Annotated in this window: 10 protein-coding genes; 3 read left to right on the forward strand and 7 right to left on the reverse strand. The window is 65.3% G+C overall.

The window, feature by feature from the left end:
* Positions 1-11: 11 nt before the first annotated feature.
* From QQS53_RS06895 to QQS53_RS06905, 3 genes are all read right to left on the reverse strand, one after another.
* Complete coding sequence (locus QQS53_RS06895; protein ID WP_472775141.1) at positions 12-1,205, reverse strand: NAD-dependent epimerase/dehydratase family protein; 1,194 nt, start codon at positions 1,203-1,205, stop codon at positions 12-14.
* Positions 1,206-1,386: 181 nt separating this feature from the next.
* Positions 1,387-1,977 carry a TetR family transcriptional regulator gene (locus QQS53_RS06900; RefSeq protein ID WP_472775142.1) on the reverse strand — a complete coding sequence of 197 codons (591 nt, stop codon included), beginning with the start codon at positions 1,975-1,977 and terminating at the stop codon, positions 1,387-1,389.
* Positions 1,970-4,711 (reverse strand): MMPL family transporter, encoded by a 2,742-nt coding sequence (locus tag QQS53_RS06905; RefSeq protein WP_472775143.1) that lies wholly within the window; start codon positions 4,709-4,711, stop codon positions 1,970-1,972. The genes QQS53_RS06900 and QQS53_RS06905 overlap by 8 nt, the downstream gene beginning before the upstream one ends.
* Before the next feature lie 245 nt (positions 4,712-4,956).
* On the opposite strand from QQS53_RS06905, the gene QQS53_RS06910 reads away from it, so the two are divergent.
* Positions 4,957-5,613 (forward strand): hypothetical protein, encoded by a 657-nt coding sequence (locus QQS53_RS06910; RefSeq protein WP_472775144.1) that lies wholly within the window; start codon positions 4,957-4,959, stop codon positions 5,611-5,613.
* 42 nt (positions 5,614-5,655) lie between these two features.
* Here QQS53_RS06910 and QQS53_RS06915 read toward each other — a convergent pair whose 3' ends face one another.
* Positions 5,656-6,060, reverse strand: coding sequence for a hypothetical protein (locus QQS53_RS06915; protein ID WP_472775145.1), 405 nt, complete (start codon positions 6,058-6,060; stop codon positions 5,656-5,658).
* Positions 6,061-6,097: 37 nt separating this feature from the next.
* On the opposite strand from QQS53_RS06915, the gene QQS53_RS06920 reads away from it, so the two are divergent.
* Positions 6,098-6,967: a patatin-like phospholipase family protein gene (locus tag QQS53_RS06920; RefSeq protein ID WP_472775146.1), complete on the forward strand. Its 870-nt coding sequence runs from the start codon at positions 6,098-6,100 to the stop codon at positions 6,965-6,967.
* 12 nt (positions 6,968-6,979) lie between these two features.
* Here QQS53_RS06920 and QQS53_RS06925 read toward each other — a convergent pair whose 3' ends face one another.
* Entirely contained in the window at positions 6,980-8,926 is a 1,947-nt protein-coding gene (locus QQS53_RS06925; protein WP_472775147.1) for an MFS transporter, read from the reverse strand.
* Positions 8,927-9,299: 373 nt separating this feature from the next.
* Between QQS53_RS06925 and QQS53_RS06930 the strand changes: the two genes are divergently transcribed.
* Positions 9,300-10,868 (forward strand): aspartate-alanine antiporter-like transporter, encoded by a 1,569-nt coding sequence (locus QQS53_RS06930; RefSeq protein ID WP_472775148.1) that lies wholly within the window; start codon positions 9,300-9,302, stop codon positions 10,866-10,868.
* Between the two features lie 142 nt (positions 10,869-11,010).
* Here QQS53_RS06930 and QQS53_RS06935 read toward each other — a convergent pair whose 3' ends face one another.
* Together QQS53_RS06935 and QQS53_RS06940 are read right to left on the reverse strand one after the other, a co-directional pair.
* A complete protein-coding gene (locus QQS53_RS06935) occupies positions 11,011-12,654 on the reverse strand; it encodes a peptide chain release factor 3 (protein ID WP_472775149.1) in 1,644 nt (547 codons plus the stop codon).
* A gap of 48 nt (positions 12,655-12,702) precedes the next feature.
* Entirely contained in the window at positions 12,703-13,503 is an 801-nt protein-coding gene (locus tag QQS53_RS06940) for an SDR family NAD(P)-dependent oxidoreductase (RefSeq protein ID WP_472775150.1), read from the reverse strand.
* Between the last annotated feature and the right edge of the window lie 34 nt (positions 13,504-13,537).

The following is a 13,537-nucleotide window of genomic DNA, read 5'->3' on the forward strand; positions in this document are numbered from 1 at the left end:
AGCTGCCTGCCCTATTCGTTCTCGGGAACGCCGGCGGACTGATTGGCCGTCCAGAGGGAGCGCGCCGGGATCTTGGAGCGATCCACCCGGTCGCAGTACTTGCGCGCGACGTCCTCGACCTCCTGCAGCAGCCCCTCGGACAGGGTGGTGGGCTCAAGGCCCAGGCGCAGGAAGGTGTCGTTGGATACGTGCAGCTCGTTCTCGGCGGACTCCTTGCGCGGGTTCGGCACGTAGGCGACCTGCGCGCCGGAGTACTTCGCTACCAGCTCCGCCAGGTCGCGCACGCGGTGGGTCTCGGTCATCTGGTTGATGATCTTGACCCGCTCGCCGCGCTGCGGCGGGTTGTTCAGGGCCAGCTCGATGCAGCGGACCATGTCGCGGATGTGGATGAACGCGCGGGTCTGCCCGCCGGTGCCGTGGACCGTCAGCGGGTAGCCGACGCCGGCCTGGACCAAGAAGCGGTTGAGCACGGTGCCGTAGTCGCCGTCGTAGTCGAAGCGGTTAATCAGCCGCTCGTCTTGGCGGGTCTGCTCGGTGTGCGTGCCCCAGATGATGCCCTGGTGTAAATCGGTAATGCGCAGCTCGTCGTTTTTCGCGTAGTAGGCGAAAAGGTGCTGGTCCAGCACCTTGGTCATGTGGTAGACCGAGCCCGGGTTGGACGGGTAGAGGATGGACTGCTCGACCGGCTCGGAGCCCGGGACCTCTACCTTGACGTCCAGGTAGCCTTCCGGGATCTCCATGCCGGCGGTGCCGTAGCCGTAGACCCCCATGGTGCCCAGGTGGGCGACGTGGATGTCCTGGCCGGACTCGACCACCGCAGCCAGCAGGTTGTGCGTGGCGTTGATGTTGTTGTCCACCGTGTAGCGCTTGGTCCGCGAGGACTTCATCGAATACGGCGCGGCGCGCTGTTCGGCGAAGTGGACGACGGCGTCCGGGCGCTCGGTGTTGATGAACTCCAGCAGCCCCTCGTAGTCGTGGGCCACGTCGATGCGGTGGAAGCCGATGGTCTTGCCGGAGACTTCCTTCCAGGCCTCCAACCGCTCGTCGATGCTGCGGATCGGGGTGAGCGATTCGGCTTCGAGCTCGGCGTCAATGGCGCGCCGGGAGAGGTTGTCAACGATGTGCACGTCGTGGCCCTGGTCGGACAGGTAGAGGGCTGCGGGCCAACCGCAGAATCCGTCCCCGCCCAGAATGGCTACCTTCACTGTGTGATGCTCCAATAAAAAGATCGAGAATAGGGAGAACCTTAAAAAGGTCTAGAAATAAAATTTTACCCTGATCCAACGCTTAAGGCGCTGAATCAGGGTAAACCTTCAGTGAACATTTGCTGCCCAGCGGGCCGGACACCAAGGGGGAAATACCTGGATTCTTCGGGAAGTAGTCCGCCTAGACTATCGAGCGAAGCGTGGCAAAGGCCCGCCGGACCATCTGCTCACCCACCTCTGGGTCGCGCGGCTCAGGCAGTGCGAAGAAAGCCTTGCTCGCCGACGCACTCACCGCGGCGCAGGCGTGGAGAACCACCTCGGTGTCGAACGCGTCCCGCTCGGGGCTGTGCCGGGAAAACGCTTCCGAGACTTGCTCTGCCACGCGCTTGGCTTCGTCGCGATTGACGCCGGAGAAGCATGACTTATCCAGGTAGTCCATCACCATCGACAACGAAGCCACGGAGTGCAGCTCCGGTTCGGCGGTACGGAATCCCTTACAGACGATGTCTTCGAAGATCTCCGTCGTGGTTGCTTGCGCTGGGTATTCGTCTACCTTCTCGGCAATCAAGCTGACTGCATCAAGTGCGAACTGGGCCAGGCACTCGTTCAGACTGGAGTAATAATTGTGGAAGGTGCGGGCGGATACGCCTGCCTGCTCAGCCACGTGAGAAACCGTGAGCGCTTCCGCGCCTTCGGCTAGATAGATGCGGCCAGCCGCATCCGCTATCGCCTGCCGGGTGGCGCGCTTTTTCGTTTCTCGGAGATTACTCATTGCCTGTTAGTGCCTTCTTGACCTTGGTCCACCAGGAACCCTTGCTGGAAAGGTTATCGCCGCGCCCGACCTGAGCGCTAGTGTCGGCGTCCTTAGCATTGCCCCCGCGCGCCGGGGTGGCCGGGCCGGATTCGGTGTATACACCGGCGCGTCGGGCCGCCTCAACGTGAGCGGCGTAGCCGCCGTGTTCTGGGTGGAAGTCCGCGTAGGTGTCGCGGTGCTGGTGCGCGGCCGAGTCGGTTTTGCCAGCGCCAGCAGTGCCGCTTGCGGGCTCGGTTGCAGGCTCGGTCGGACCGGCAGTAGCGGTAGCGGTAGCGGCGCCGCCCGCGGTCGCCGTGCCGGCGGCTGCCGTGCCGGCTGCCGGGGTGCGGACCTGGTCGGGGTCGCCGCCGGCCATCAGGGCCTCGCGGTTGGCGGTAAGCGCCTCGCCCTCGATGTCCATATTCGGCAGGGCCTTGTCCAGCCACTTGGGCAGCCACCAGGCCTTGTCGCCCAGCAGGAACATGGTGGCCGGGATGATGGTCATGCGGACCACGAAGGCATCGATAGCCACGCCGATGGCCAGGGCGAAGCCCATGGTCTTGATGAATTGCTCGTCCATGAGCATGAAGGCGGCGAAGACCGAAATCATGATGAGCGCGGCCGCGGTGACCACGCGGGCGCCGTGCTTGAAGCCGTTGGAGGTCGCGTTCCCCGCGGTCTTGCCGTGGACGTAGCCCTCGCGCATGCGGGTGACCAGGAAGACCTGGTAGTCCATGGCCAGCCCGAAGGTCAGGCCGATGAGCATGATCGGCAGGAAGGACAGCAGCGGCTGCGGATCGTCGATGATGCCGAAACGGCCCTCCTGGAAGATAGCCACGGTGATGCCGAAGGCGGCGGCCATCGAGCCCGCGAAGCCGAGCGCGGCGATAAGCGGGACCCAGATGGAACGGAATACCAGCAGCAGGACGATGAACGCCAGAGCCAGGACCACGGCGATGTACGGGATGAGGATATCCGTGAGCCGCTCCGAGATGTCGTCGAAGATCGGGGTGATGCCGGTGATGCCGTATTCGCCGCCGGTGTCTTCGGTGAAGTCGGACTGGTAGGAACGCAGTGCGTTCAGGGTGTCCGTGGTGGCCTCATCGGTAGCGCCCGTGGTCGGGGTGATGAGCACCTGGGCGGCGTCCATATTGTCGGTCGTCGCGATGATCTGGGCGTTTTCGACGCCCTCGGTGTCATTGAATTCGGCCAGCAGCTGCTGGAAGGCAGGCATGCGCTCCTGCTCGTTCACGTCTGCGACGTCGACGTAGGCGACCATCGGGGCGTTGCGGCCTTCGCCAAAGGCGTCGGCGGTGATTTCGTAAGCATCCCGCTGCGGGCTGCCCAGGTTGGCGGAGCCGTCGGTCGGCATGGCCAGGGAGAGGTTGGCGGCCGGGATGGCCAAGATGCCCAGCAGTACAATACCGGCGACCAGGTTGGTAACCGGACGCGCGCGGATCTGGCGGACCCACTTCAGGCCCATGGTGGGCTTCTCGTCCTCCGGGTCCGGGACCTTCGGCCCCGGCACGCGGCCGGCGAAGATCTTGGTGCCCAGCAGGCCCAGCAGGGCCGGGATGAAGGTCAGGGCGACAGCCACGGCGACGGCCACGGTAACCGCGGCGGCGATAGCCATGGTGCCCAGGAAGGGGATGCCGACCATGGTTAGTGCCGCCAGCGCGATCACCACGGTGGTGCCGGCGAAGACCACGGAGGAGCCCGCGGTGCCCAACGCCATGCCCATGGCGTGGGCGCGGGTCTTCTTGTCCATCTTCTTCAGCTCTAGCGCCAGTTCCTTCGGGCTCAGGTTGTTCAGCCCGGAGGAGGTGATGAGCTCGTTGCGGTAGCGGTTGACAATGAACAGGGCGTAATCGATGCCGACGGCCAGGCCGATCATGGAGGCTAGCATCGGGGTCATATCCGAGATGGTGTCGGTGAAGATGGTGCCCAGCTGGACCCCCAACAGGCCCACGCCGACGCCGATGACCGCGGAGATCAGCGGCATGCCGGCGGCGACGAAGGAGCCGAAGGTAATCAGCAGCACGATAGCGGCCACGGCCATGCCGATGAGCTCCGAGGTCATGTTCATCTCTTGGCCGGCAGAGGAGAAGGCGTTGCCGTTGTATTTGACGGTCAGGTCGCCGGAGTCGTAGTCATCGATGACATCGGTGACTTTGGTGCGGTCGGCCTCATCGATCTCCATGACCTCCGACGCATCAAAGGTGATGGACAGCGTGCCGGTGGTCTTGTCCTCGCTCAGCGGGGACAGGGCCTCGAGATTGGACTGGATCTGCTCCTGCGGCATGCCCTGGGCGGCCATCTGCTCGCCCATCTGCTTCTGCATGCCGCCGGCGGCCATCACCGGGTTGACCAGCTGGTCCGTGTCGGCGAGGGCGTCGGTGCCCTTGAGATCGTCGATGAGCCTATCGACCTCGCCCATCACGGCCGGGTCGTCCAGGGTCTTGCCCTCCGGGGCCTGGATGACCACGTTGGCGGTGGGCTCGTTCATAGCATCCGAGTCGTTACCGAAACGCTCGTTCATCTTGTCTTGGGTGACGGTGGAATCCATGTCCGGCATGGAAAAGTTCGGGTTTGGCTCTTTGGCGAAGCCGGCGGTCAGGCCGGCCATGGCGACCAGCAGCACGAGCCAGAAGGCCAGGAAAGGCCAGACCTTCCGGTACGACCAGCTGCCCAGCCGGTAGAGGAATTTAGACATAAAGCGTGCTTTCTTTCTCGCTCAGAAGAATGGTCAAACGACAAATGGTTAAACGTCGGTCCGCCCCCTGCCGCGCGAAACGTCGTATAGGCGGGGAGCGGAGGAAGTGAAAGAAGGATTCCGGGGCACGTGTGTCTGAACGTGCACGACCTCGGAAACATTGCATAGTGTACGCAAACTTGCAGAGGGTGTGCAACTTGGGCGCGCTTCGGGCGTTCAGGGGCTAAAGCGGTAAGATTGCGCCCATGCTGCACGCCGCTAGTTTCGCCTTCCTAGACTCCGTCAACGCCCTGCTGATTGGCGTGGTCACGGCGCTGGGCGTGATGCTCGAGCGCGGCAAGTACCGCCGTATCGTGCCGCTTTTGATCTTCGGCGACTGGTTCGGCGTCTTCGCCCTGTCAGTGGTGACTATGTTCGTGCTGGACCAGCTCAAGGCCTACGTCGAGGGCTTCCTGGACACCCCTATCCTGGGCGTGCTGCTCATCGTGCTGGGCCTGGCCGCGGCCGTGATGACCTGGCGCCACCGCGGGGGAGAGTCCAACGAGACGGTGAGTAAGCTCCTGCGGCCCCTGCAAAACCCAAGCCCGCTGACGTTTCTCACCGGTTTCATCCTGGGCGTGGCCCAGTCCATCACCTCCGGCGCCTTCTTCGCCGGGCTCATCTACCTGGCCGCTGGGGACTACAGCGTGGGCATCCGCTACGGCGGGCTCTTCCTCTACGCCACGTTCGCTCTCTCGCTGCCTATCGCGGTGGCGGTCTTCGTCGGGCTGGTGCGGCGCAAGCCCAACTCGGCGGCCGGGCGGCTTTTCGCCCAGGCCCGCGAGAACAAGGAGACCGTCAGCAAGGTCGGCAGCTACGTGGTGGCCGCCATCCTGGTCATCATCGGCTTCGCGATGCTCTAGGTCTTAACCCACCACAAACCCACCACAAACCCACCACAGCCCTTAATCCACCACGAAGGCCAGGCGCTCAGAGATCTCACACTCGCCCGGGCCGGTCAGCTTCTCCGCTACCGCGCTGCGCTCCTGGTCGGACAGGGGGATAAGCCAGCCCTTCTTCGGATCGTGGACCGGCAGGGTGGCTTTGCTTACCGGCAGGAGGTAGACCGCCGTGTCTGTGTTGGCGGCGGTGGCATCGTGCCTGCCCGCCGTTAGCAGTAGCGGGCGGGCGTTTTCGGCTGCCTCCCGCACCGCGTCGGCGGTGATGACGTCAATATCCACAATAACGAGGGTTTCCGCCGTGGAGACCTGCAAGCGCGCGGCCGCGAGCTCCGGAACGTCAACGCGGGCCCGGGCCAGGGAGGGGCCTTTCCGGCCGGTCAGTGTGGACCAGATACTGCGCACATCCATGGCCTCAATTGTATCCGCGGTTAGAATGGCGGCCATTATGATTGATGCCTCGGATACCGCGCTCGTCATCGAAGGCGGCGGGATGCGCAACTCCTATACCGCCGCGTGCATAGTGCGCTTCATCCAGCAGGAGGTCCAGTTCGGCTGGGTCGGTGGGGTCTCCGCGGGCTCCTCGCACACGGTCAACTACCTGTCAAGGGACCCCATCCGCGCGGAGGATTCCTTCACCGACTTCGCCAAGAACCCCAGCTTCGGCGGCGTGGGCTCCCTGCTGCGGGGCAAGGGCTATTTCAACGCGGAGTTCATCTACGAAAAGTCCGCGGACCAGGACCTGCCCTTCGATTGGGAGGGCTACCAGGCGAACCCGGCGGAGATGAACCTGGCCGCCACGCGCGCGGACACCGGGGAATCCGTCTACTGGACGCGCGCGGACGTTAACGTCCCGGAGGACCTTTTCGTGCGGGTGCGCGCCTCTTCCACCCTGCCGCTGCTGATGCCGCTGCGCTTTATCGACGGCGCGCCCTACGTCGACGGCGCCCTCGGCGAGCACGGCGGGATCACCATCGACCAGGCCGAGCTGGCGGGTTACCAGAAATTCTTTTTCGTCGGCTCCAAGCCGCGGGACTATATCCGCCCCAAAACGCGCCGGCCCAGCATGGTGCGCGGGCTCTTCCGGCGCTACCCGGCTATCGCGGAGGCGCTCATCCAGCGGCCGGACCGCTACAACGCCTCCCGCGCGCGGCTGGCGGAGCTGGAGCGGGCCGGCCAGGCCTACCTGTTTAGCCCGGAGGACATGCAGGTCTCTTCCACGGAGCGCTCGGTGGCCAAACTGCGGGCCAACTTTGCCGCCGGCGCCCGCCAGGTCGAGCGCGAATGGCCCGCCTGGCAGGAGTTCCTGCGCGGCTAGGGCGCGTACTGGTTAAGCCTCGCCGTGGCCAGCGGCCGGGGCCTGCGGGGCGGGGGAAACGTAGGTCGCCACCAGGTAGCGGTTGATATCCGAGCGGTTGATGACGCCGACCACGCGGCCGGCGGAGTCGACCACGGGCGCCTTCTTCAGGTGCCGGTCGGCCAAGACCGCGGAGATGGTCCCCAGGTCGTCCTCGGCATTGACCGTGACCACGTCGGTGGTGGCGATGTCGGCCACCGGCTTGTCGAGCACCGCGGCGACCTCGACGCTAAACTCGTCCTCGCCGTGGTGGATGAGGAAGGCATAGGGCGTGGTAAACCGCGGGACCTGTGTGCCCAGCGCGCCCAGCACGTCGCCGTCGGAGACGATGCCGCGCAGGGTACCGTCCTGGGCCAACAGGGGCACGGCGGAGATCTTCTTGTCCACGAAGACCTGCAGCGCCTGGCGGATCGTGGCGGCAGGCGGCAGGTGGTAGACGTCGGTCTTCATCAGCTGGCTAACCAGCGAGTCCGCGACCTCCGGGGCCGCCTCGCCTGCTACCGGGGCAGCGACGGCATCGTGAGCAGTGCGCGAGCGGGTGCCGGCCACGGCCAGGATTGCCGCACCGGCGGCGAGGACAAAGAGCAGGACGCCGACGGCCAGGAAGCCGCGGTTAGCGGACTCATCCGAGCCCTGCCCGGAGGCGACGAAGGCGCCGTAGATGCCGGTGGAGACGGCCGAACCGATACAGCCGGCGACCTGGAAGGACGTCGAGAAGATGGTCACGCCGTGCGCGTTCAGGTGGCGCGGCAGCGAGGATAGAGCGAAGGACTGCACTGGGCCGATGGCCAGGGCGGAGCCGACGATGGCCGGGATGTACCACAGCGTGATGGCCCAGAGGACCTCGCCGCTCATGGCCCAGGAGGTGGCCAGGGAGAACACGGCCATGAGCGCCATGCCCAGCGGCAGTATGAGCTGCGGGCCGCGGGAGTCGTAGATCTTGCCAGCCACCGGGCCCAGGATCACGGCCATCAGGATGGCGGGGAAGAGCACCAGCGAGGCGGTCAGCCCCGTGGTTCCGTGCACCGACTGCAGGTGGATCGGCACGAGGATGTTCATGGAGAAGACGATGATGAGCGCGACGACGTTGATGGTCACGCCTGCGCGGAAGGCGAAGACCCCCAAGGGGCGGAGATCGATGAGCGGAACGGCGCTGGTGCGCTGGCGACGCACGAAGGCGGCCAGGGCGAGGGCGCCGATGACGATCGCGGCTACGGCGACGAGGCGCTGCGGGCCGAAGACGGTGGAAATACCGTAGAGCAGCCCGATGAGAGCTACGGCGACCAGCGCCACGGAGAGCGCGTCCAGGGTGGTCTTGGCGTTTTCGGAGATGTTGTAGACCACGATCCAGCCGACGATGAAGCTAATCAAAGCCAGCCCGCCGAAGGACCACAGCAGCAGGCGCCAGGAGGCCAGCTCCAGCAGGCCGCCGGAGACCACGATGGCTACCGACGGGCCCAGCGTGGTCATCGCACCCATCAGCCCCATGAAGGTGCCGAGCTTCTCGCGCGGGGCGACGGTCAGGGCGATATTCATGCCGATGGGGACGAGCAGGCCCGTGCCCAGCGACTGGATGATGCGGCCGAGCAGCAGCACGGTGAAGTTCGGGGCCAGCGCGGCGACGACGGAACCGATGATCAGCGTGGAGGTCGTGACCAGGTACAGCGGCTTGGTATTAAAGCGGCGGAAGAAGAACCCCGCGGTCGGGGTCATTACGGCCGCGCCCAGCATGTAGGCGGTGGCCAGCCACTGCACGGTGGTCACCTCCACGCCGAAGTCGGCCATGATGGGGGTAAAGGCCACGTTCAAAAACGTCTCGTTGAAGGTGGCGAGGAACGCCGAAAACGCGGCGGCGATGATGATGGAAAGCCCGGCCGGCTTAGCCGACTGGGCAGGGGCAGCAGAATGTGAAGCAGCCAAGGAAACACCTCTGGGGTTGTAGCGGGTGAGAAGAAAATCGGACTATCACCAGGAAGACCTGTGTGACAAGGCGTCGTGGCGTTAGCAGATTTACTCGCACCGCCGCACCCCAGCGCGGGTAATCAAAGGTGGGCGCTAGCGTGCGGGCTCCAGGGGCACTCCGGGTTGGTGCTCCAGGTGGGCCCTAGGCGCGATACATGTCTCGTGTTCCAGCCGGCCAGACAGTGTAGTGGCATCTGCTGGGGCGGTTCTAGTTGCTGGGCGCCGGCGACGTCGAAAGTTTGCCCCTGAAAAGGGTGCTGCCCAGCGACGGGCCTAGTCAGGGCAGGGTCTCGGCTGGCGAAGTGCACCCGACCGCTTAGAATTAAGCAACGTGTTAGAAATCTTTAATGGTAATGAGCTACTGACCATCTTCTTGATGATCGTGCTCGGCACCTTGTTCGGGATGATCCCCTTCGGGCCGCTGCGCTTCGGCGCGGCCGGCACGTTGTTCGTGGGGCTCGCCTTCGGTTCCTTCGTGGATTTGGACGAGACCATCCTGAGCAAGTTACAGGAAATGGGCTTGGGCCTGTTCATCTACATGCAGGGCCTGTCCGCCGGGGAACGTTTTTTCAAGGGATTATCCGAGCAGTTTAAGCAGATGATGGTGGCCGCGGCCGCAGTGATCTTGGCAGCCGGGGCCGCGCTGGGCTTCGGCGGCATTCTGGGGATTTCCCCGCTGGGCGCGGTAGGCGTCTTCTCCGGCGCGACGACGTCGACGGCCTCGCTGGCCGTGGCCCAGCAGCAGACCGGCGAGGACCTGCCGGCCGTGGGCTACTCCCTGGGCTACCCGGTGGGCGTGGCCGTGGCTATCCTCATGGTCTCCTTCATCCTGAAGCAGAGCTGGCCGGCGAAGAAGGACCAGGATAACTCCGCCGACCAGGTCTTCCGCGCCATCACGGTGCGCGTGACGAAAAACGACGTCAACATGGCGGACCTGGAAGAGGAATTCGGTGAGCACTTCATCATCGCGACCATCCGCCGCGGCAACAAGGTGATGGTGGCCGGTGACTCGCCGGAGATCCACACCGGCGACATCATGCGCGTGATGGTGACCAAGTCCTATTCCCGCGAGCTGGTCAAGGCGCTGGGCAAGCGCCAGCCGCAGACCCCGTTCGTGGACAAGCGCCTAGTCATCGAGGACGTGGCGATTTCCAATGAGGACGTCGCCGGCCGCACCGTCGGTGAGCTCAACCTCTTCGAGCGCTACGGCGGCCGCATCCTGCGCGTGCGCCGCGGCGACGAGTTGTTTTTGGCCAACGATGACACGCACCTTGCCTCCGGCGACGTCGTGGAGCTCATCGTCAAGTTCGACCGCCTGGGTGATACCCGCGACTACTTCGGTAACTCGGTCAAGTCCTACGCGGAGCTGAACTGGGTGGCCGTGGCCGGCGGCCTGTTCATCGGCTACCTGATCTCGCTCATCGTGATCCCGCTGCCGGGCGGGGCCTCCTTCGAGCTCGGCTTCGCCCTGGGCCCGCTGATTACCGGCCTGGTACTCGGCGCGGTCCACCGCACCCGCCGGGTGCCGTGGCAGGTTCCGGCCTCCATCAACACCTCCTTCCAGCAGTGGGGCCTGATGATCTTCCTCGCCTCGGTCGGCCTGGCCTCGGGCGAGGCCTTCGTATCCACCGCGTTTTCCATCGTGGGGCTCAAGGCCATGCTGCTGGCGGCGCTGGTGACCATCGTGGTCATCGTCCTCTTCGCGCTGTTTAGCCGCATGCTGGGCCAGTCGGAGACCCGCACCGTCGGCGGCGTGTCCGGTATCTTCGGCCAGCCCGCCGTGGTCAACTACGCCACCGGGGTGAGCACCGACTCGCGCATCATGACCGGCTACGCCTCCACCATCGTGGTGGCCCAGGTGGTCAAGATCGTGGTCATTCCGTTCATGCTGATGTTCTAGCTGGCTTCGGCTTAAAGCCTGCAGCTATAGCCTGCTCTTTCAAGCAATCAGACAATAAATAAAATAAAGGGTGCCTGGCCGGTAAATTACCGGCCAGGCACCCTTCGTCTATGGGCCCGGTTGTCGGGGGACGGCTGGTGTCCTAGTCAGCGACCAGGGTTTCCATGGTCAGCTCGGGGTGTTCCTTTTCGATGAAGGCCAGCTTCCACTTGTCGCCGAAGAGGGCGATCAGCTCGCCGTCGGTGCGGGTGAAGATCTCCACGCCGCGCTGGCGGCCCAGCTCGGGGGCGGACTCGGCGTCGGTGCGGCGCGCCACGGAGTAGGGGATGGGCTCGGTGACGGTCTCGACGTTGTACTCCAGCTCCATGCGGGCCTGCATGACCTCGAACTGCATGGGGCCGACCGCGGCCATGACCGGGGAGGCGTCGCCGCGGGCGTCGTTGCGCAGGATCTGGACCACGCCCTCGGCGGCGAGCTGATCCAGGCCCTTGCGGAAGGCCTTGTACTTGCCCAGCGACTTCGCGCGCAGGATCCGGAAGGCCTCCGGGGCGAACTGGGGCATCGGGCGGAACTGCACCTTGCGGCCGGTGTAGATGGTGTCGCCGGGGGCGAGCGAGCCGGCGTTGACCAAGCCCACGATATCGCCCGGGTAGGCGGCATCCACCGTGTCGCGGGTGCGGCCGAAGACCGTCAGCGCGTACTTCGTGGAGAACGACCGCCCGGACTGGGCGTGGTGGACCTGCATGCCGCGCTCGAAGCAGCCGGAGACCACGCGCATGAATGCCAAGTTATCGCGGTGCTTCTGGTCCATGCCGGCCTGGACCTTGAAGATAACGCCGGAGAAGTCATCGGTAACCTCGCGCACGGCGTCCATCGCGCTGGACGCGCCCGAGTCGGCGGCCTCCAGGGCCTTCGGATCGGATTCGCGCTCGCGCGGGGCGGGCGCGATGGCGCACAGCGTGTCCAGGATCTGGTGCACGCCGAAGTTCAGCATCGCCGAGGCGAAGATCAGCGGGCTGGTCACGCACTGCTCGAACATTTCCTGGTCATGGACCGCGCCGTCGGCGGCGAGCAGCTCGGCTTCCTCCGCGGCGGTGTCCCAGACGTCCGCCTCCTTTGCGGCGGCGTCGGCGGGGCAGTAGTGCTCCTCCGGGGCGATGGTGGAACCGCCGGCGGTGCGGATGAAGTGGATGTACTCGTCAGCTTCGCCGTCGTCGTTGACGTGGGCGAGACCGCGGAAATCACCGGCGATGCCGACCGGCCAGTACAGCGGCGTCGGCTGCAGCTGGATCTCGTTGACGATCTCATCGACCAGCTCCAGCGGCTCCCGACCCACGCGGTCCCACTTGTTGATCACGGTGATGATCGGCAGGCCGCGGGCCTTACAGACGCGGAAGAGCTTGAGGGTTTGCGGCTCGAGGCCCTTGGCGGCGTCGATGAGCATGACGGCCGCGTCCACCGCGGTCAGCACACGGTAGGTGTCCTCGGAGAAGTCCGCGTGGCCCGGGGTGTCGACCAGGTTGATCATGTACGGCTCGCCCTCGTGGCCCTCCGGCGCGTACTCGAACTGCAGGGCGGAGGAGGCCACGGAGATGCCGCGGTCCTTTTCCATGTCCATCCAGTCGGAGACGGTGGACTTGCGGCCGGCCTTGCCGTGCACGGCGCCCGCCTCGTTGATGATGTGGGCGTGCAGCGCCAAAGCCTCGGTCAGCGTGGACTTACCGGCATCCGGGTGGGCGATAACGGCGAAGGTGCGGCGGCGGTTGGCTTCAGCGGCAATACTCATGGCGCATAGTTTACTTCCCGGTAGCAGGGACGTTTAATTGCACGGTGCCTAGTCGAGGTGCAGCCTCTGGCCCAGGGCGTTGAACAAAGCGCTGATTTCGGCGTCGGAGACCTTCTTCTGGCGGCCGGGCCGCTGGTGGTTGTTGTAGTACTCGCCCGGGGTGAAGTGGATACCTGGCGTGCCGGTCAGGTAGAACGCCAGGTTGCGGGCGCCGTCCTCGGCCGAGCCGAAGTGGCGGCCCAGACGCCCGGTGTAGGCCTTGGACAGGCGGGCGTTGGAGGTGCGCGAGAAGTTCGTGGCCAGCACGCCGGGGTGGAAGGCCACGGAGTTCAGCCCCTGTTCGTGCAGGTAGCGGGTGAGCAGGATGGTGCCCAGCTTCGCGTTGCCGTAGGCGCGCTCCGAGCTGAACCCGTGGAAGGTGTTCGGGTCCTCGGGGTCGAACTTGGAGAGCAGGACGTTGGCAATTGAGGCGGTCTGCACCACCGGCGCGCTATCGAGCTGCTCGCGCAGCAAGGTAGTCAGCAGGAACGGGGCCACCACGTTGACCTGCCAGGTGCGCTCGAAGCCGTCCGCGGTGGTCAGGGGGCCGTCGAAGATGCCGCCGGCGTTGTTGGCCAGGCCCGCCAGCGGGCCGAACTCGGCCAGCTTCTCCGCCAGCTGGCGGACCTCGCGGAGGGATTCGAAATCGGCGACTAGGTGCGGGGCGTCGATGTCCTCGGCGACGCGCGCGGTTTTCTCCGGGTTGCGGCCGACGACGATGATGCGATCGTCGGGGCGGGTGCGGTGGATGAGGCGGGCAGCGGCGGCTCCGACGCCATCGGAGGCGCCGGTGATGACGAAGGTTTTCATATCTTAAGCCTAGCGCGGCCGCCGGCCCGGGATC

This window comes from Corynebacterium sp. 2571A (assembly GCF_055700935.1).

Bases quoted from the DNA above. Each gene is read 5' to 3' on its own strand.
- QQS53_RS06900 (WP_472775142.1), bottom strand. From the start codon at position 1,977: ATGAGTAATCTCCGAGAAACGAAAAAGCGCGCCACCCGGCAGGCGATA.
- QQS53_RS06905 (WP_472775143.1), bottom strand. From the start codon at position 4,711: ATGTCTAAATTCCTCTACCGGCTGGGCAGCTGGTCGTACCGGAAGGTC.
- QQS53_RS06910 (WP_472775144.1), top strand. From the start codon at position 4,957: ATGCTGCACGCCGCTAGTTTCGCCTTCCTAGACTCCGTCAACGCCCTG.
- QQS53_RS06915 (WP_472775145.1), bottom strand. From the start codon at position 6,060: ATGGATGTGCGCAGTATCTGGTCCACACTGACCGGCCGGAAAGGCCCC.
- QQS53_RS06920 (WP_472775146.1), top strand. From the start codon at position 6,098: ATGATTGATGCCTCGGATACCGCGCTCGTCATCGAAGGCGGCGGGATG.
- QQS53_RS06935 (WP_472775149.1), bottom strand. From the start codon at position 12,654: ATGAGTATTGCCGCTGAAGCCAACCGCCGCCGCACCTTCGCCGTTATC.
- QQS53_RS06940 (WP_472775150.1), bottom strand. From the start codon at position 13,503: ATGAAAACCTTCGTCATCACCGGCGCCTCCGATGGCGTCGGAGCCGCC.